The following is a 16816-nucleotide window of genomic DNA, read 5'->3' on the forward strand; positions in this document are numbered from 1 at the left end:
CGTCTCGTCGAGGCGCCGCGTCCCGAGCACACAAGGATCGATCATGGCGTCCAGCCTGACGAAGGACCCGTCGAGCACCGCTGGTGGCGAGAAGACCTTCTTCGGCCACCCCCGGGGCCTGGCCACGCTCTTCATGACCGAGATGTGGGAGCGCTACAGCTTCTACGGCATGAAGGCACTGCTCCCGCTGTACCTGATCGCGCCCGGCGGCATGCACATGAACGCCACCACGGCCACGGCGATCTACTCGGTCTACATGGCGATGGTCTACCTGCTCGCCATGCCCGGCGGCTGGATGGCCGACCGCTTCTGGGGGCCGCGCAGGACGGTCGCCATCGGCGGCGCCGTCGTCATCCTCGGCCACATCACGCTCGCCGTGCCGAACGCGGTGACCTTCTTCGCGGGCCTGGTGCTCGTGGCGCTCGGTTCCGGGCTGCTGAAGGCGAACATCTCCACGATGGTCGGCCACCTCTACGACGGCCCGGAGGACCCGCGCCGCGACGGTGGCTTCACGCTCTTCTACATCGGCATCAACGTCGGCGCCTTCCTCGCCCCGCTGACCATCGGCACCGTCGGCGAGAACGTCAACTGGCACTTCGGCTTCGCGCTCGCGGCGGTGGGCATGGCCTTGGGCCTCGCCCAGTTCATGCTCGGCACCCGCCACCTGAGCCCGCAGAGCGACGTCGTCTCGACGCCCGCCACCGAGCAGGAGAAGCGGTCCGCCCTGCGCAAGGGCCTGATCTGGCTGATCGTCGCGGCCGCCCTGTACGGCCTGATGGCCGTCACCGGCAACTTCGCCGACTGGTCCACGGTGCCGCTGAGCATCGCCGGCCTGGTCATCCCGGTCGCGGTCCTGGCGCGCATGAAGCGCGACAAGGAGCTGACCACGACCGAGCAGTCCAAGCTGTCGGGCTACATCTGGTTCTTCGTGGTCGCCGCCGTCTTCTGGATGATCTACGACCAGAACGGCTCGACCCTGTCGATCTTCGGCGAGAACTCGACCACGAACCACCTGCTGGGCTTCGACTTCCCGACGTCCTGGTACCAGTCGCTGAACCCGATCTTCATCATGGCGATCGCCCCCGTGGTCGCCTCGGGCTGGCTGTGGCTGAACAAGCGCGGCAAGGAGCCGAGCACCGCCGTCAAGTTCGCCTCCAGCCTCGTGCTGATCGGCATCTCCTTCGTCGTCTTCCTGATCCCGCTGATCGACACCGCCGCCAACGGCGGCCGGGTCAGTCCGATGTGGCTGGTGGCGATCTACTTCATCCAGACCGTCGCGGAGCTGTGCCTCTCGCCGGTCGGCCTCTCGGTGACCACCAAGATGGCTCCGGCGAAGTACAGCTCGCAGATGATGGGCGTGTGGTTCCTCGCGGTCACCGCGGGTGACTCCCTGACCGGTCTGCTGACGGCCCCGGCGATCGGGGTCGACCTGGACACCACGGCAGCGGTCGCCTTCGAGGCGGTCCTCGCGGTCATCGCCGGTGTGGGCATCTGGATGTACCGCAAGAAGGTCTCCCAGCACATGGGCGACGTGCACTGATCCCGTATCCCGTACGGGAGAACGGGGAAGGGGCCCCGCACCGATTCGTCGCGATTCGTCGGTGCGGGGCCCCTTCCGTGCGCCTGGAGAGTGCCGCTACGCCGGGGCGGCCAGCTCGGCCCACACGGTCTTGCCGGGCTCGCCCGGCACCCGTACGACTCCCCAGTCCAGGCAGAGCCGCTGCACGATGAACATGCCGTGGCCGCCGGGGCGGCCGGCCCGGTGCGGCGTGCGCGGCGAGGGCTGGCCCGCACCGCCGTCGGCGACCTCGATGCGGAGCGCCTTGGCGCTGCGGGCGATCCGGAGCTCGTCGGGGCCGCCCGCGTGCAGGCACGCGTTGGTGACCAGCTCGGAGACGACCAGCAGGACGTCCTCCGCGGCGGCGCGGCGGTCGGCGCCGGCCGCGGGGAGCCAGCCCCAGTCGTGGAGCGCCTGGCGGGCGAAATCACGGGCCGTCGGCACGATGCCGGTGGCCTCCCGCAACGACAGCGTGCGCCACTGCCGCTCGGCGGCCTCGGCCGGCCGGACGGGCTCGGCGGAGGAAACGCCCGCGCCCTCCGGCTCGCGGCCGAGGTCGCCCGGCGGATGCTGCCGGGTGGTGCTCATCAGCGCTTCACCTCACCGATTCACCATGTCGCCATTGGACAGACACGAACCATTGAACAGATACGACTGCACATACAGATACGAATACCGGTACGGACACTGATACAGGAACCGCACAGGCACGGAGGGCCAGGCCGCCCGGGCTCGCCGGAAGATCTCCTGCCCGGCCGAACCGCGACGACACCCCTTACCGCTACGCGGATCGCGTAACCCTCGCGACGGGCGAGGCGGCCGGGCGCGCCGGAGTGCGGCCCGGTCAGGTCTCCAGGGCGTCGGCGAGCGAGGCGTGGACGGTGAATACCGCCTCGGCCCCCGTGATCTCGAAGACCCGTGCCACCACGGGCTGCATCGCGGCCAAATGAACCCCTCCCCCGGCTGCCTCCGCCTTGAGGCGGGCACCGAGCAGCACGTTCAGCCCGGTGGAATCACAGAAGTCGAGTCGCGAGCAGTCGACCACCAGGCGCGCACGCCCCTGTTCGACCGCGCTCTCCAGCGGCTCGCGCAGCAGATCCGCCGTGTGGTGATCGAGCTCACCCACGGGCGTCACCACCTCGCTGCGCCCCTCGGTCCGGGCCTCGACCTGAAGCCGACCCCGGTTCGCACTGCCGACCGTCCCGCGGTCCATGCCCGTCCCTCTTCACCGCTCGTCACTGTCCGCATCACCGCACCTGCGGATGCGTGCACAGCTGTCACTGATGTTCTTGGAACAGTACGCGTTCCCTCGCCCACGCGGTAGCCAGAGACCTCAACAAACCGGACATACGCGGGCAATTGGAGGTTGTACCGAGTCATGGCGAGCGGGTAAGGGTAGAGGGACCCCAAAAAGCACGACCGGCTTCGGAGGCGCCGCTTCACCGCAGGAACACGTATGGGCATCGGCAGCCATATGCCGAGAACGATGGAGGAGACCCCATGTCACCCCGGCTCGACGTAGCGCGTACCCACAACGCGCCGTCGGCATGTCCTCAGGGACTGACCGAATCACCCACCGAAGCACTCGACGGACTTGAGGGACTTCCCGAGATCCCGCCCTACACCGAGGTGGGGGCGCTGGACGCCAGGGCCCTGTCGAAGACGCTCTTCACCCGGCTGGAGACCCTCGAAGAGGGCACGCCGGAGTACTCCTACGTACGCAACACCCTCGTCGAGCTGAACCTGGCCCTGGTCAAGTTCGCCGCCTCCCGCTTCCGCTCCCGCAGCGAGCCGATGGAGGACATCGTCCAGGTCGGCACGATCGGCCTGATCAAGGCGATCGACCGCTTCGAGCTCAGCCGGGGCGTCGAGTTCCCCACCTTCGCGATGCCGACCATCGTCGGCGAGATCAAGCGTTTCTTCCGCGACACCAGCTGGTCCGTGCGCGTCCCGCGCCGCCTGCAGGAGCTGCGTCTCGACCTGGCCAAGGCGGGCGACGAGCTCGCCCAGCAGCTCGACCGGGCGCCCACCGTGGGCGAGCTCGCCGACCGCCTCGGCCTCACCCGCGACGAGGTCGTGGAGGGCATGGCCGCGAGCAACGCGTACACCGCGAGTTCGCTCGACGCCAAGCCCGAGGAGGACGAGCACGAGGGCGCGCTGGCCGACCGGATCGGCTACGAGGACCACGGGCTGGAGGGCATCGAGTACGTCGAGTCCCTGAAGCCGCTCATCGCCTCGCTGCCGGGCCGCGACCGCAGGATCCTCTCGCTCCGGTTCGTCGCCAACATGACGCAGTCGGAGATCGGGGAGGAGCTGGGCATCTCCCAGATGCACGTGTCGAGACTGCTCTCGCGCACCCTGGTCAAGCTCCGCAAGGGCCTGACGCTGGACGAGTGAGACCGTTCCGCGCCGCGAAGCAGTCGCTGCGTGTGCGCGCGGAAGACGGAAGGACCTCCCCGGGCGGGGCAGGTCCTTCCGGCTTTCCCGGGCCCGTCCGGAGCTCAGGCCACGCGTGCGCCGGCGCGCCACACCTCCTGGACCAGCGGCACGCCCGGCCGGTACGCGAGGTGGACGTGGCTGGGCGCGTCCAGGATCACCAGGTCGGCGCGGGCGCCCGGGGCGAGGCGGCCGATGTCGTCGCGCCGCAGGGCCGCCGCACCGCCCGCCGTGGCGGACCAGAGGGCCTCGTCCGGCGTCATGCCCATGTCGCGCACGGCGAGGGCGATGCAGAACGGCAGGGACGAGGTGAACGAGGAGCCGGGGTTGCAGTCCGTGGACAGGGCGACGGTGGCGCCCGCGTCGAGCAGCCGGCGGGCGTCCGGCCAGGCGGCGCGGGTGGAGAACTCGGCGCCGGGCAGCAGCGTCGCGACGGTGTCCGACTGGGCGAGCGCGTCGACGTCCGCGTCGGTGAGGTGGGTGCAGTGGTCGGCGGAGGCGGCGTCGAGCTCCACGGCGAGCTGGACGCCGGGGCCGTGGCCGAGCTGGTTGGCGTGGACCCGGGGGTGCAGACCCCGGGCGCGGCCCGCGGTGAGGACCGCCCGCGCCTGGTCGCCGTCGAAGGCGCCGCGCTCGCAGAAGACGTCGATCCAGCGGGCATACGGGGCGCAGGCGTCGAGCATCGGCCCGGTGACCAGGTCCACGTATCCGGCCGGGTCGTCGGCGTAGTCCGGGGAGACGATGTGGGCGCCGAGGAAGGTGACCTCGTCGGTGTGGCGGGCGGCGACGCGCAGGGCACGGGCCTCGTCCTCGACGGTGAGGCCGTAGCCGGACTTGGTCTCGAAGGTGGTGGTGCCCTGGCGCAGCGCCTCGGCGAGGTAGCGGGCGACGTTGGCGGAGAGCTGTTCGTCCGTGGCGGCGCGGGTGGCGGCGACGGTGGTGCGGATGCCGCCCGCGCTGTAGGGGCGGCCGGACATCCGGGCGTTGAACTCCTGGGTGCGGTCGCCCGCGAAGACCAGATGGGAGTGCGAGTCCACGAAGCCGGGGAGCACGGCCCGGCCGCCCGCGTCGACGGCGTTGTCAGTGGCGGGTGCTTTGCTGGATGCACCGGTCCAGACGACGCGGTCGCCCTCGATGACGACGGCCGCGTCCCGGATCAGTCCGAGGGGGGACTCGTCGCCGAGGGAGGGGTCGTTGGTGACCAGTGCGGAGATGTGGGTGATGGCGGTCGTCGTCATCGGGGGACTGCTCTCCTTGCGGTGGGAGCCGGGGCGGTGGGAGCCGGGGAAGGTCGCCGCGCTGCTGCTCAGGGACGCAGGGCGCCGATGGCCTGCGCGAGCGCCTGGGGGACGTCGTCCACCAGCGTGTGCCGCCCGTCGCGTACGAGGTGACGCCCCGCCACCACCGTGTGGCGGACGTCCGCGGCGGAGGCGGCGAATACGGCGGTCTCCGCTGCCAGGCGTGGCACCGGTCCCGCTGTCCTGACGGAGTCGAGCGCGACGGTCACCAGGTCGGCGGGGGCGCCCGGTTCGAGGACGCCCGCTCCGGGGCGGCCGAGCGCGGCGTGGCCGTCGGCGGAGGCGGCCCGCAGCAGGGCGGCGGCCGTCCAGTGGCCGCGCCTGCGGGTGCGCAGGCGCTCGTCGAGCTCCATCGCGCGGGCCTCCTCGAAGAGGTCGATCACCGCGTGGCTGTCGCTGCCGAGCGAGAGCGGGGAGCCGGCGTGCTGGAGGGCGGCCGCGGGGCCGATGCCGTCGGCGAGGTCCCGTTCGGTGGTCGGGCACATGCAGGTGCCGGTGCCCGTCGAGCCGATGAGGGCGATGTCCTCGTCGGTGAGGTGGGTGTTGTGGACGCCGGTGGTGCGGAGTCCGAGGACGCCGTGGTCGGCCAGGAGCCGGGCCGGCGTGCGTCCGTGGGCGGCGAGGCAGGCGTCGTTCTCGGCGGTCTGTTCGGAGAGGTGGACGTGCAGGGGGGCCTGCCGCTCCTCGGCCCAGCGGGCGACGGTGGACAGCTGCCCGGCCGGGACCGCCCGCACGGAGTGGACGGCGGCGCCGATGACCGTGTGGTCGTCGCCCTTGAGGAGGGCGGCGCGTTCGGCCCAGGCGTCGGCGGTCCCGTCGCTGAAGCGTGCCTGGTGCCGGTCGGGCTGCCGGTAGTCGTCGGGCCCGGAGCCGAATCCGGCGGAGAGGTAGGCGGTGTCGAGCAGGGTGATCCGGATGCCGGCCGCGCGGGCGGCCGCGATCAGGGCCTCACCCATGGCGTTCGGGTTGTCGTAGGGCGTGCCGCCGGGCGCGTGGTGCAGGTAGTGGAATTCGCCGACCGCGGTGATGCCAGCGAGCGCCATCTCCGCGTACACGGCGCGGGCGAGCGCGTAGTAGGTGTCGGGCGTGAGCCGGGACGCCACCTGGTACATGGTCTCGCGCCAGGTCCAAAAGGTGCCCGAGCCGACCTGGACGGTGGAGCGCAGGGCGCGGTGGAAGGCGTGCGAGTGGGTGTTGGCCAGGCCGGGCAGGGTGAGCCCGCGCAGCGCGGTGGCGCCGGGCGGCGCGGCGTCCACTCCGGTGCGTACGCGGGTGATCCGCCCGTCGGACACCTCCAGGGCGACGTCCGGCTCGACATGGGTGCCGAGCCAGGCGTGGGAGAGCCAGTACGTCTCGGTGACGGGTGTGCCCGTCGCCTCCGTCGTCAGCGGCACGCGAGACCTTCCAGTACGTCGGCGAGTGCGGTGACCCCGGCCGCGCAGTCGTCCTCGGCGGCGTGTTCGGCCGGCGAGTGCGAGATCCCGGTCGGGTTCCGTACGAACAGCATGGCGGTCGGGACCGAAGCGGACAAAATACCCGCGTCGTGCCCGGCGCCGGTGCCGAGCACGGGGACCGGGCGCCCGGTGCCGTGGGCGGAGCCCTTGAGCAGGGTGGCCAGCTCGTCGCGCAGGGCGTGCCGGAACTCGACCACGGGCGTGAACGACTCGCGGACGACGTCGAGGTCGATACCGGCCCGCCGCGCGTGCTCCCGGGCGGCGCGCTCGACGGCGGCGACGACCGTGTCCAGGGTGTCCTGGTCGGCGGCGCGGGAGTCGAGCCAGCCGCGCACGAGGGAGGGGATCGCGTTGACCCCGTTGGGTTCGACGGCGACCTTGCCGAAGGTGGCGAGGGCGCCCGCGAGTTCCGCCTCCCGCCGGGCGGCGACGACGGTCTCGGCGTACGTGAGCATCGGGTCCCGGCGGTCGGCCAGCCGGGTGGTGCCCGCGTGGTTGGCCTCGCCCCGGAAGTCGAAGCGCCAGCGCCCGTGCGGCCAGATCGCGGAGGCGATGCCGACGGGGTCGCCGGTGAGGTCGAGGGCGCGGCCCTGCTCCACGTGGAGCTCCACGAAGGCGCCGATCCGGGCGAGCCGTTCGGGGTCGGGGCCGATGGCGTCGGGGTCGTGCCCGGCGGCGGCCATGGCCTGCGGGAGGGTGACGCCGTCCGCGTCGCGCAGCCGGTGCGCGGCCTCGACGGTCAGCTGCCCGGCGGCGAGGCGGGAGCCGACGCAGGCGAGGCCGAACCGGGCGCCCTCCTCGTCGCCGAAGTTGGCGATGGCCAGCGGCTTGGTGAACTCCACGCCCCTGCTGCGGAGTTCGTCCAGTGCGGCGAACGAGGAGACGATGCCGAGCGGCCCGTCGAAGGCGCCTCCGTCGGGCACCGAGTCGAGGTGCGAGCCGGTGACGACGGCGTCCCCGGCGAGCGGGTCCCCGAGCCAGGCCCACTGGTTGCCGTTCCGGTCGGTCTCGACCGTCAGCCCCCGCGCCCCGGCCTGCGCCCGGAACCACGCCCGGCACTCGGAGTCGGCCCCGGTCCAGGCGTACCGCCGGTATCCCCCGCTCGCGGCGTGCCGCCCGATGGGGGCCAGCTCGGCCCACATGGTCTGGAAGCCGGGCTGCGAGCGCGTCACGCGTCCTCCCGCATCGGCACGCGCACGCCCTTGTCCTGCGCCACCGACTCCGCGATGTCGTAGCCCGCGTCCGCATGCCGGATCACGCCCATGCCCGGGTCGTTCGTCAGCACCCGCCGGATCTTCTCGCCGGCCAGCTCCGTGCCGTCCGCGACGGTCACCTGCCCCGCGTGGATGGACCGGCCCATGCCGACGCCGCCGCCGTGGTGCAGGGAGACCCAGGAGGCACCCGACGCCACGTTGACCATGGCGTTCAGCAGCGGCCAGTCCGCGATCGCGTCGGAGCCGTCGAGCATGGCCTCGGTCTCGCGGTACGGGGAGGCCACGGACCCGCAGTCCAGGTGGTCGCGCCCGATCGCCAGCGGAGCCGCGAGTTCGCCGCTCGCCACCATGTCGTTGAAGCGCTCGCCGGCCCGGTCGCGTTCGCCGTAGCCGAGCCAGCAGATGCGGGCGGGCAGGCCCTGGAAGTGGACGCGCTCGCCGGCCATCCTGATCCAGCGGTGCAGGGACTCGTTCTCCGGGAAGAGTTCGAGCAGCGCCCTGTCCGTCTTGTGGATGTCGGACGCCTCGCCGGACAGGGCCGCCCAGCGGAACGGGCCCTTCCCCTCGCAGAACAGCGGCCGGATGTACGCGGGGACGAAGCCGGGGAAGTCGAAGGCGCGCGCGTACCCGGCGAGCTGCGCCTCGCCCCGGATGGAGTTGCCGTAGTCGAAGACCTCCGCGCCGGCGTCCATGAAGCCGACCATCGCCTCGACGTGCCGGGCCATCGACTCCCGGGCCCGGCTGGTGAAGTCGGCGGGCTTCTCGGCCGCGTACGAGGCCATGTCGTCGAAGTCGACGCCGACCGGCAGGTAGGCCAGCGGGTCGTGCGCGCTGGTCTGGTCGGTGACGATGTCGATGGGGGCGCCCTCGGCGAGCATCCGGGGCAGCAGCTCCGCCGCGTTGCCCAGGAGGCCGATGGAGAGCGGGCGGCGGGCGTCCCGGGCCTCGACGGCGAGCTGGAGCGCGTGCTCCGGGGAGTCCGCCTTCACGTCCAGGTAGCGGTGCTCGATGCGGCGCTCGATGGCGCGCGGGTCGCAGTCGACGCAGATCGCGACACCGTCGTTCATGGTCACGGCGAGCGGCTGGGCGCCGCCCATGCCGCCGAGTCCGGCGGTCAGGGTGATGGTGCCGGCCAGCGTCCCGCCGAACTTCTTCGCGGCGACGGCCGCGAAGGTCTCGTAGGTGCCCTGGAGGATGCCCTGGGTGCCGATGTAGATCCAGGAACCGGCGGTCATCTGGCCGTACATGGTGAGCCCGAGCGCCTCCAGGCGGCGGAACTCCTCCCAGTTCGCCCAGTCGCCGACCAGGTTGGAGTTGGCGATCAGGACGCGCGGCGCCCACTCGTGCGTCTGCATGACGCCGACCGGCCGCCCGGACTGGACGAGCATCGTCTCGTCCTGCTTGAGCGTGCGCAGCGTGCGGACCATCGCGTCGAAGGAGCGCCAGTCGCGGGCCGCCTTGCCGGTGCCGCCGTAGACGACGAGCTTGTCGGGGTGCTCGGCGACCTCGGGGTCGAGGTTGTTCTGGAGCATCCGCAGGGCGGCTTCCTGCTGCCATCCCAGGGCGGTCAGTTCCGTACCGCGCGGCGCCCGTACGGGGCGGGGTCCTGACATGGCGGTGCCTCCTCGCGACTGTGATTTTTCTATTCACATCTTGAGCGGCTGAATACGCCCAGTCAACAGGCGGGGCCGCAGGGGCTCGCCGCACGTCAGAAGCCGCGCGTGGCGGGGCATTCTCCACCAACCACCCGCATGTACCGATGGAAAATGCCAGAACCTCCACCAGGAGAGAGCACGATGCGTAACCTCTGGCTCACAGCCGAACGCCGTGTCGGAGGGGAATCCGCGTGCCCGGAATCGACGAGTGCCTGCTCGACGTCATGAGACTGCCCGGTGCCAGGGGCGCCGCCGTTGTCGACTGGACGAGCGGTCTCGCCCTCGGCACGGTCGGCGACTCGCCCAACGGCGACCACGAGGCCACCGCGGCGGAGACGGCGGAGGTGGCGCGGATGGCGGCCGAACAGCCCGCCTTCGCCCTCGGGTCGCCGGAGCCGGCGGCGGGAGCGGCCGGAAGCGCTCCCCCGGTCGAGGACGTCATCGTCACCACCCGCGCCGGGTACCACATCCTCCGGTTCGTGGAGACGGACTTCGACAGCAGCGTCTTCTTCCACCTGTGGCTGGACCGCGCCGAGGGCAACCTCGCGCTCGCCCGGATACGCCTCGGTGAGATCGCCGAGCGGCTGGTCCTCGCATGACCGCCACCGCCCTCGCGGACGAGACCGCCGCCCCCGTGCTCTCCCCGATGCTCCAGCGCCTCGCCGCCGAACGGGCCACCGGTGCCCTGATGCGCGACCGGGGCACGCTGTACCTCGCCGACGGCAAGGTCGTCCACGCCGAGTCCCCCGCGACGCCCGGGATCGACGTCCTGCTGACCCGGGGCGGTGCGCTGCGCCGCGAGGGCTGGTGGGACGCGGTGGCCGAGGCGGGGGCCGGGCAGCGGGTCGGCCGGCATCTCGTGGACAGCGGCCGGGTGCCGGGCGGCGCGCTGGAGCTGTGCCACCTGGGGGCCCTGTACGACGCGGCGTTCTTCGCCCTCGCGCCGACCCGGACGCCCGCGCGCTTCCGGTACGGGGTCGCACACTGGATCGGCCCCGTGCGGCCGGTCCCGGTGGACGCGGTGCAGCGCGAGACCCTGCGGCGCCGCGAGCTGCTGGACCGGATCTGGCCGGACGCCGCGGTGGACACGGCCCCGCTGGCCCGGACGGGCCGGCCGTCCGACACCCCCGTGCCGGTGGGACGGCGCCGCGTGCTGGAACGCGTGGACGGGGTGCGTACGGCCACCGGCATCGCGCAGGAGCTCGGCAGGTCCGCGTTCCACGTCCTGGTCGACCTGCGGCGGCTCGCGGCGGCCGGTCTGGTCGAGCCGGTCCCGGCGGCGGCCCCGGGCGCACCGGACCCGGGCCGGATCGCGTTTCCCGAGGTCACGGCCGACCCCGACGTCGCCCTGCTGCGCCGGCTCCGAGACGCATTGGAGGCCCTGTGATACGCGCGCTCAGACAGCGTGCCGGAAGGAGACAGCTGATGGTGCCCGAAGCCGAAGCACAGGACGTCCTCGCCGAGCTCCAGCGGTTACGGGCACGGGTCCCGCTCCTCTCCGGCGCCCTGGCGGCGAGCACCGACGGGCTCGTCCTGGCGCACGACACCCCTGGCGTCGAGGCCGAGGGGGTCGCCGCGCTCACCGCCGCCGCGCTCGGCGTCGCGATCCGGATGACCGAGGCGACCGGGCGCAACGGCTTCCGCGAGCTCCTCGTGCGCGGCGAGGCGGGCTACATCGCGACGTACGCGGCAGGGTCCCAGGCCGTCCTGACCCTGCTCGCCGAGGACCGGATCAACGTCGGCCGCCTCCATCTGGAGGGCCGCCGGGCCGGCACCCGCATTGGCGAACTGATCGACCGCGCCCTGGCCCGGGCCCCGCAGCCGGCCCCCGCGCCGCGCGCCCCGCAGCAGCCGGGCGCCCTCCCGCAACGCCCGACCTGAGCCCACTGACGTCTCTCGCACCACCCGCACCACGCAACGGAACCGGCCGCAGTGGCCGGTCAGAGAAAGGGAGCACCACTCATGGCGAACACCGAAGCGTCACTGAAGGAAGCGATGTCGTCCATCGAGGGCACCACCGGTGTCGCCCTCGTCGACTACACGAGCGGCATGGCGCTGGGCACCCTCGGCGGCGGCAAGGACTTCAACCTGGAGGTCGCGGCGGCCGGCAACACCGACGTCGTACGCGCCAAGCTCCGCACCATGGAGCACCTGGGCATCAAGGACGAGATCGAGGACATCCTGATCACCCTGGGCACCCAGTACCACCTGATCCGGCTCCTCAAGACCCGGGGGAACAACGGCCTGTTCCTCTACCTGGTCCTCGACTCCGGCCGCGCGAACCTGGCGATGGCCCGCCACCAGCTGAAGAAGATCGAGGCGGACCTGGAGGTCTGAGCGAGCGGCTCCGCCGCCGGGGCGGGACCGGGGAGCCGGCCCCGCCCCGCGCGCTACTCCACGAACAGCCCCCGCACCGCCGCCCCCGCGTCGAACTCCTCCAGGCGGGCCTGGGCATCGGGCAGGGCGTCGCACATCGCCTCCAGGAGGACCCGGCCCAGCAGCATCGGGGCGCAGGCGGTGTCGAAGGCGAGGCCGGTGCCGACGGCGGCCGGGATGAGCAGATCGCTGTGGCGGGCCACCGGCGCGAACGCGGAGTCGGCCACCGACACCACGGTGAGCCCCCGGCCGCGCGCGTACGCGAGGGCGTCCACCACCTCGCGCGGGTGGCGGGGCAGGGCGAAGCAGATCAGCGCCGTCGCCCCGGCCCGCCGGGCGGCGTCGATCCGGTCGTGCAGCATGCTGCCGCCCTCGTCGAGCACTCGCACGTCCGGGTGCACCTTCGCCGCGAAGTACCCGAACCCGCGCGCCTGCGAGGACGCCGCGCGCAGCCCCAGCACCGGCAGCGGCCGGGACGCGGCGAGCAGCCGGCCCGCTCGCTCGACGGGCCCCGGGTCGGCGAGGAGTTCGGCCAGGTGACGCAGGTTCTCGATCTCCCCGAGCACCGCCTGCTGGTACTCGTTGTACGTCTCCTCGCCCTCGTCCGCCTCCGCCCCGGCCGGGGCGACCTCGCGCAGGTGCTTGCGCAGGGCGGGGTAGCCGTCGAAGCCGAGCGCGACGGCGAACCGGGTGACGGAGGGCTGGCTGACCCCGGCCAGCTCGGCCAGCTCGACGCTGGAGAGGAACGGGGCGTCTTTGGCCCTGCGCACCATCGAGTGCGCGATGCGCCGCTGCGTGGGCGTGAGCCGGCGCCCTTCGAACAGCTCCTGCAACCGCGCGGCCGGGCTGCTCCCGCTCATCCTGTCCCCTCGGTAGGTCCGCCGCGCCGCGGCCCGGCGCCGACGAATCCATTCAGCCAGCAAGGTGTCTGCATGTCCATATGCAGCCGGGCCGGTCAGCCGGCGGGCGTGCCGTGCAGCACCTCCTCGACCGACACCCAGTACTCCCACCGCCTCACGGTGACCCGGAGCGTCCGGCCGTCGTCCACGGTGCCGGACCACACCGTGCTGCCCTCCTCCCTCTCCCGCGCGGTCGGGGACGCGGAGTGCAGCCCGCACCGCTCCATCGCCCCGCGCAGGGCCGTCACCTGGGACCGGGCGGCCGAGGCGGCGTCGTACTTGATGAGCCGGTGCTGGGCCAGGGCGTGATCGCTGCCCGTGTAGAGCAGGGAGTACCGCTGCTGGCCCGGATGGTCCGCCGGGACGAAGGAGGCGGGGCAGGCGCCGTCGAGCCCCACCTGGGGCAGGGCGTCGCTGCGCGGTCCGGCGCCCTTCGGGAGGCTCGCGGTCTCCTTCCAGTGCCAGGTCGCGTACCCCGGAAGCTCGTCGGCCGGTCGCATCACGACCTCCCCGTCCGCCGTCCGGAAGGGGTTGGCCGTCGTGGTGGTGACCGTCTGCCGGGCCTCGGGGCCGTCCGCCGGGAGGAGCAGGCCCCACGCTCCGGCCGCCGCCAGGACGAGCGCGCCCGCCGCGCCTCCCCGGACCGCACGGGCGCGGGTACGCCGCCGCTGTCCCCGGGCGCGGATGTCCTCGGCGCCGGGCAGCCGTATGGCGACGTCCTCGATCAGGTCCTCGACCTCAGCCATGCCGCACCCGCCCCTTCCGCTCCGCCGCACTCCGCTCCGCCGCATTCCGTGCCGTCACCTGGCGCCCCACCGCCGCCGGGGTGTCGGCGAGTCTTTCGCCGAGGATCCTGCGGGCCCGGTGCAGCCGGGTCCGTACCGCGCCGTTGGACGCCCCCGTCTCCCGGGCCACCTCCTCCACGGGCAGGCCGAGCATGTGGTGCAGCACCACCGCCTGCCGCTGGTCCCGGTTCAGCTCCTCCAGCGCGCCCATCAGCGCCACCCGGTCCTCGGAGAGGCCGGGCACATCGGCGGGCACCCCGTGCCGGAAGTGCGCCCGCAGTCTGCCGCGCGTCCGGCGCCAGGTGCTGATCGACAGCCGCACCGCCACGGTCCGCACCCACGGGAGCGGGTCGCCGGTGGCGGACACCTTGTCCCACCGCTGCCAGGCCCGCACATACGCCTCCTGCACCGCGTCCTCCGCCTCCCCCAGATCGCCCGTCATCGCGTACACCGTGGCGACCAGGCGTTTGGCGGTCGCCGCATAGAACGCGTCGAACGCCTCCGCATCCTCACTGCCTGCCGTCATGGCCCCCCGTCCGTCTTCTCGTCCTGCCCGAGTACTGCGCCTGCTGCTGCCTCTGTCACTGCCTCTCACCAGTTACACGCCCGGGCGCCCGCGGATGTTACGGACGACTTTCACGAACTCACGAGCGGCCCCGGAACCGGGGGCTAGCCCCACTGCCCCGGCCGCCTCCGCTCCGTACCGTAAGAACCATGGACGCACCCGACACCGAGCTCGACAGGGAGCTCAAGGCGACTTTGCAGGCCCGCAGTGAGCTGGGGGCCGACTACGAATCCGCGCTCGCGGAATCGTTCCTGGAGAAGGTGGAGCAGCGGCTCGACGCCACGCTCGACCGCAGGGTCCGGCGGCACCTCGCCGAGGAGCGGACCGCCGTCGCGCGGGGCGCGCGGGCCCTCGACCGGCCTCCGGGGACCTTCGGCGAGCGCCACGGCTTCGGCGTGGTCTCCCTGGTCCTGGCCGTCCCGCTGTCCGCGATCGGCGCCGCGCAGGCGGGCATCGGCGGGCTCGTCGTGGCCTGGCTCGGGATCGTCGGCGTCAACGCCTTCCAGACCGGCCACGGCAGGCGGCTGTTCCGGGGCCGCGAGGAGGGGCGGGCAGCCTCCGACTGGGAGGTTTGAGCCTCACGCCTCCGGGAGGACCGAGCCTCACGCCTGACGGGTCGGCAGCACGACCACCTGACGCAGGTTGATGTGCCGGGCGCGGCTCGTGGTGTACGCGATGAGGTCGGCGATCTCGTCGGACGAGAGGCCGCCCAGCGCCTCGAACATGCCGTCCAGCTGGCCGCTCAGCTCCGCGTTGTCGACGTGCCCGGCCAGCTCCGAGTCGGTGAGGCCCGGCTCGATGTTCGTGACGCGGACGTCGCGCGGCCCGAGTTCCGTGCGCAGCGAGGCGGACAGGTAGGTGAGCGCGGCCTTGGTGGCGCCGTACACCGCGTAGTTGGGGAACGTGATGTGCGCGCCGATCGAGGAGATGTTGACCAGGTCGGCGGTGCGGCCGTCGGCGGCGGCCGCGACCAGGTCCGCGGTGAAGGCCCGGATGACGCGCAGCGCGCCGGCCACATTGGTGTCGAGCATCCGCTGCCACTCGTCCGCGCGCCCCGCGTCCACGGGGTTCGGCAGCATCACCCCGGCCGCGTTGACGACCAGGTCCACCGGGCCGAACGCGCCGTGCACCCGGTCCGCGGCCGCGTCCACGGACGCCTGGTCGGTGACGTCGGCGGCGACGGCGAGGGCCTGGCCGCCGTCCGCGGTGATCTTCGCGGCCAGCTCCTCCAGCCGCTCCGCCCGACGGGCCAGCAGTGCCACCCGTACGCCCTGCGCGGCGAGCAGCCGGGCGGTCGCCGCGCCCATTCCGCTGGCGGCCCCGGTGATGACGGCGGTGCGGTCGGCGAGGTTCTCGTACGGCATGGGTGCTCCTTGACGTGGTGTCCGCGGCCGGTGTTCCGGCCCGGGCTCCACACTGCTCCGGCGAGCGGCGCCCACCCAGGGATGCGTTGTTCCTGGGTCTGCCAGTACCAGGCTGGGCGGAAGCCGTTCTCCTACGATCGGGGCCATGGACGGCGAACTCGGAGACTTCCTGCGCTCACGGCGTGCCCGCATCAGCCCCGAGGACGTGGGGCTCAACTCGTACGGCCGCAGGCGCGTCCCGGGGCTGCGGCGCGAGGAGGTGGCCCAGCTCGCCGGGGTGAGCGTCGACTACTACATCCGCCTGGAGCAGGGGCGCGGGCCCAGCGTCTCGGACGCCGTGCTCGATGCGATAGCCCGGGTGCTGCGGCTCGACGGGACGGAGCACGCGTACCTGCGGACGGTGGCGCGTCCGAAGGCCCGCAAGGCGGCGAGCCCTTCGGTACGCCGGGTGCGCCCGGGGCTGCGGCTGCTGCTCGACATGTTCGACCGGGCGCCCGCCTTCGTGCTGGGCCGCCGGATGGACGTGCTGGCGTGGAACGCGCTGGGGGACGCCCTCTCCGGCTTCTCCGGGATGCCGGACGCCGAGCGGAACATGCCGCGCCAGGCGTTCCTGGCCCCGGGGGCGCGCGAGCTGTATCCGGACTGGCCGGCGGTTGCGGCGGAGACGGTCGCGCATCTGCGGCTGGACGCGGGGCTGCACCCGGACGACAAGGAGCTCGCGGCGCTGGTGGGTGAGCTGTCGCTGAAGAGCGAGGACTTCCGCCGGCTGTGGGCGGACCACCAGGTGAAGGCGAAGACGTACGGGGTGAAGCGGATGGCCCACCCCGTGGTGGGCGCGCTGACGCTGCCGTACGAGACGCTGGCGGTACCCGGCGAGCCGGATCTCTCACTGGTCGTCTACACCCCGGAGCCGGGTTCGGAGACCGCCGAGCGCATCGCCCTGCTGGCGAGCTGGGCGGCGGACGGGAACGCGCCCGAGGTGCGCGCGTAGAACGGAAAAAGCGCGCCCGGACCGCGCGCACCGAACCGACGGGAACACGCCCGAGCTGCGCGCGTAGAACGGTAATCGCGGGGACCGCCGCACCCCCGGTTTCCCAGGGGGCGGGACGACGGCGGTCCCCGCGAGGGACGCGGTCCGGGTCAGGGCCGGGTGGCGCGTCCGGGCGACGGTGGAGGTCCGGGAGCCGCTCCGTAGTCCGTTGTCGCCGTTCC

Annotated in this window: 18 protein-coding genes; 8 read left to right on the forward strand and 10 right to left on the reverse strand. The window is 72.9% G+C overall.

Annotation, left to right across the window (positions count from 1 at the left end):
• The first annotated feature begins 43 nt into the window (after positions 1-43).
• Entirely contained in the window at positions 44-1540 is a 1497-nt protein-coding gene (locus tag ACLQ2N_RS15835) for a peptide MFS transporter (RefSeq protein WP_425813318.1), read from the forward strand.
• A gap of 96 nt (positions 1541-1636) precedes the next feature.
• On the opposite strand, the gene ACLQ2N_RS15840 is transcribed toward ACLQ2N_RS15835, so the two are convergent.
• Together ACLQ2N_RS15840 and ACLQ2N_RS15845 are read right to left on the reverse strand one after the other, a co-directional pair.
• A complete protein-coding gene (locus tag ACLQ2N_RS15840) occupies positions 1637-2146 on the reverse strand; it encodes an ATP-binding protein (protein WP_425813320.1) in 510 nt (169 codons plus the stop codon).
• Positions 2147-2402: 256 nt separating this feature from the next.
• Complete coding sequence (locus ACLQ2N_RS15845) at positions 2403-2771, reverse strand: STAS domain-containing protein (RefSeq protein WP_425813322.1); 369 nt, start codon at positions 2769-2771, stop codon at positions 2403-2405.
• 287 nt (positions 2772-3058) lie between these two features.
• On the opposite strand from ACLQ2N_RS15845, the gene ACLQ2N_RS15850 reads away from it, so the two are divergent.
• Positions 3059-3955 carry an RNA polymerase sigma factor SigF gene (locus ACLQ2N_RS15850; protein WP_425813324.1) on the forward strand — a complete coding sequence of 299 codons (897 nt, stop codon included), beginning with the start codon at positions 3059-3061 and terminating at the stop codon, positions 3953-3955.
• A 104-nt stretch (positions 3956-4059) separates the two neighbouring features.
• On the opposite strand, the gene hutI is transcribed toward ACLQ2N_RS15850, so the two are convergent.
• From hutI to hutU, 4 genes are all read right to left on the reverse strand, one after another.
• Positions 4060-5232 (reverse strand): imidazolonepropionase, encoded by a 1173-nt coding sequence (gene hutI / locus ACLQ2N_RS15855; RefSeq protein ID WP_425813326.1) that lies wholly within the window; start codon positions 5230-5232, stop codon positions 4060-4062.
• A gap of 68 nt (positions 5233-5300) precedes the next feature.
• On the reverse strand, positions 5301-6686 hold the full coding sequence (locus ACLQ2N_RS15860; RefSeq protein ID WP_425813328.1) for a formimidoylglutamate deiminase: 1386 nt from the start codon (positions 6684-6686) through the stop codon (positions 5301-5303).
• Positions 6677-7888, reverse strand: a complete 1212-nt coding sequence (locus tag ACLQ2N_RS15865) for an allantoate amidohydrolase (protein ID WP_425814197.1) — start codon at positions 7886-7888, stop codon at positions 6677-6679. Before ACLQ2N_RS15865 ends, ACLQ2N_RS15860 begins: the two co-directional genes overlap by 10 nt.
• 26 nt (positions 7889-7914) lie before the next feature.
• On the reverse strand, positions 7915-9573 hold the full coding sequence (hutU, locus tag ACLQ2N_RS15870) for a urocanate hydratase (protein WP_425813330.1): 1659 nt from the start codon (positions 9571-9573) through the stop codon (positions 7915-7917).
• A gap of 233 nt (positions 9574-9806) precedes the next feature.
• Here hutU and ACLQ2N_RS15875 point away from each other — a divergent pair, with 233 nt between their 5' ends.
• The 4 genes from ACLQ2N_RS15875 to ACLQ2N_RS15890 all read left to right on the forward strand — a co-directional run bounded on the left by ACLQ2N_RS15875 (position 9807) and on the right by ACLQ2N_RS15890 (position 11952).
• Positions 9807-10214 carry a hypothetical protein gene (locus ACLQ2N_RS15875; RefSeq protein WP_425813332.1) on the forward strand — a complete coding sequence of 136 codons (408 nt, stop codon included), beginning with the start codon at positions 9807-9809 and terminating at the stop codon, positions 10212-10214.
• Positions 10211-11002 carry a transcriptional regulator gene (locus ACLQ2N_RS15880; protein ID WP_425813334.1) on the forward strand — a complete coding sequence of 264 codons (792 nt, stop codon included), beginning with the start codon at positions 10211-10213 and terminating at the stop codon, positions 11000-11002. Before ACLQ2N_RS15875 ends, ACLQ2N_RS15880 begins: the two co-directional genes overlap by 4 nt.
• 38 nt (positions 11003-11040) lie before the next feature.
• The gene (locus ACLQ2N_RS15885) at positions 11041-11496 is read left to right on the forward strand and encodes a roadblock/LC7 domain-containing protein (protein ID WP_425813336.1); all 456 of its coding nucleotides are present in this window, start codon (positions 11041-11043) and stop codon (positions 11494-11496) included.
• Between the two features lie 81 nt (positions 11497-11577).
• A complete protein-coding gene (locus tag ACLQ2N_RS15890; RefSeq protein WP_425813338.1) occupies positions 11578-11952 on the forward strand; it encodes a hypothetical protein in 375 nt (124 codons plus the stop codon).
• Between the two features lie 53 nt (positions 11953-12005).
• Here ACLQ2N_RS15890 and ACLQ2N_RS15895 read toward each other — a convergent pair whose 3' ends face one another.
• The 3 genes from ACLQ2N_RS15895 to ACLQ2N_RS15905 all read right to left on the reverse strand — a co-directional run bounded on the left by ACLQ2N_RS15895 (position 12006) and on the right by ACLQ2N_RS15905 (position 14201).
• Positions 12006-12851: a MurR/RpiR family transcriptional regulator gene (locus tag ACLQ2N_RS15895; RefSeq protein WP_425813340.1), complete on the reverse strand. Its 846-nt coding sequence runs from the start codon at positions 12849-12851 to the stop codon at positions 12006-12008.
• A 95-nt stretch (positions 12852-12946) separates the two neighbouring features.
• Positions 12947-13636: a hypothetical protein gene (locus ACLQ2N_RS15900; protein ID WP_425813342.1), complete on the reverse strand. Its 690-nt coding sequence runs from the start codon at positions 13634-13636 to the stop codon at positions 12947-12949.
• The gene (locus ACLQ2N_RS15905) at positions 13629-14201 is read right to left on the reverse strand and encodes a SigE family RNA polymerase sigma factor (protein ID WP_425813344.1); all 573 of its coding nucleotides are present in this window, start codon (positions 14199-14201) and stop codon (positions 13629-13631) included. The genes ACLQ2N_RS15900 and ACLQ2N_RS15905 overlap by 8 nt, the downstream gene beginning before the upstream one ends.
• A gap of 188 nt (positions 14202-14389) precedes the next feature.
• On the opposite strand from ACLQ2N_RS15905, the gene ACLQ2N_RS15910 reads away from it, so the two are divergent.
• On the forward strand, positions 14390-14815 hold the full coding sequence (locus tag ACLQ2N_RS15910) for a hypothetical protein (protein ID WP_425813346.1): 426 nt from the start codon (positions 14390-14392) through the stop codon (positions 14813-14815).
• A 27-nt stretch (positions 14816-14842) separates the two neighbouring features.
• On the opposite strand, the gene ACLQ2N_RS15915 is transcribed toward ACLQ2N_RS15910, so the two are convergent.
• Complete coding sequence (locus tag ACLQ2N_RS15915) at positions 14843-15604, reverse strand: SDR family oxidoreductase (protein ID WP_425813348.1); 762 nt, start codon at positions 15602-15604, stop codon at positions 14843-14845.
• A 145-nt stretch (positions 15605-15749) separates the two neighbouring features.
• On the opposite strand from ACLQ2N_RS15915, the gene ACLQ2N_RS15920 reads away from it, so the two are divergent.
• Positions 15750-16595, forward strand: coding sequence for a helix-turn-helix transcriptional regulator (locus tag ACLQ2N_RS15920; protein WP_425813350.1), 846 nt, complete (start codon positions 15750-15752; stop codon positions 16593-16595).
• Positions 16596-16816: the final 221 nt, after the last annotated feature.

The organism is Streptomyces sp. DT224, assembly GCF_049844595.1.
Lineage (GTDB): Bacteria > Actinomycetota > Actinomycetes > Streptomycetales > Streptomycetaceae > Streptomyces.

Bases quoted from the DNA above. Each gene is read 5' to 3' on its own strand.
- ACLQ2N_RS15835 (WP_425813318.1), top strand. From the start codon at position 44: ATGGCGTCCAGCCTGACGAAGGACCCGTCGAGCACCGCTGGTGGCGAG.
- ACLQ2N_RS15840 (WP_425813320.1), bottom strand. From the start codon at position 2,146: ATGAGCACCACCCGGCAGCATCCGCCGGGCGACCTCGGCCGCGAGCCG.
- ACLQ2N_RS15845 (WP_425813322.1), bottom strand. From the start codon at position 2,771: ATGGACCGCGGGACGGTCGGCAGTGCGAACCGGGGTCGGCTTCAGGTC.
- ACLQ2N_RS15850 (WP_425813324.1), top strand. From the start codon at position 3,059: ATGTCACCCCGGCTCGACGTAGCGCGTACCCACAACGCGCCGTCGGCA.
- hutI (WP_425813326.1), bottom strand. From the start codon at position 5,232: ATGACGACGACCGCCATCACCCACATCTCCGCACTGGTCACCAACGAC.
- ACLQ2N_RS15865 (WP_425814197.1), bottom strand. From the start codon at position 7,888: ATGTGGGCCGAGCTGGCCCCCATCGGGCGGCACGCCGCGAGCGGGGGA.
- hutU (WP_425813330.1), bottom strand. From the start codon at position 9,573: ATGTCAGGACCCCGCCCCGTACGGGCGCCGCGCGGTACGGAACTGACC.
- ACLQ2N_RS15880 (WP_425813334.1), top strand. From the start codon at position 10,211: ATGACCGCCACCGCCCTCGCGGACGAGACCGCCGCCCCCGTGCTCTCC.
- ACLQ2N_RS15885 (WP_425813336.1), top strand. From the start codon at position 11,041: ATGGTGCCCGAAGCCGAAGCACAGGACGTCCTCGCCGAGCTCCAGCGG.
- ACLQ2N_RS15890 (WP_425813338.1), top strand. From the start codon at position 11,578: ATGGCGAACACCGAAGCGTCACTGAAGGAAGCGATGTCGTCCATCGAG.
- ACLQ2N_RS15895 (WP_425813340.1), bottom strand. From the start codon at position 12,851: ATGAGCGGGAGCAGCCCGGCCGCGCGGTTGCAGGAGCTGTTCGAAGGG.
- ACLQ2N_RS15900 (WP_425813342.1), bottom strand. From the start codon at position 13,636: ATGGCTGAGGTCGAGGACCTGATCGAGGACGTCGCCATACGGCTGCCC.
- ACLQ2N_RS15905 (WP_425813344.1), bottom strand. From the start codon at position 14,201: ATGACGGCAGGCAGTGAGGATGCGGAGGCGTTCGACGCGTTCTATGCG.
- ACLQ2N_RS15910 (WP_425813346.1), top strand. From the start codon at position 14,390: ATGGACGCACCCGACACCGAGCTCGACAGGGAGCTCAAGGCGACTTTG.
- ACLQ2N_RS15915 (WP_425813348.1), bottom strand. From the start codon at position 15,604: ATGCCGTACGAGAACCTCGCCGACCGCACCGCCGTCATCACCGGGGCC.
- ACLQ2N_RS15920 (WP_425813350.1), top strand. From the start codon at position 15,750: ATGGACGGCGAACTCGGAGACTTCCTGCGCTCACGGCGTGCCCGCATC.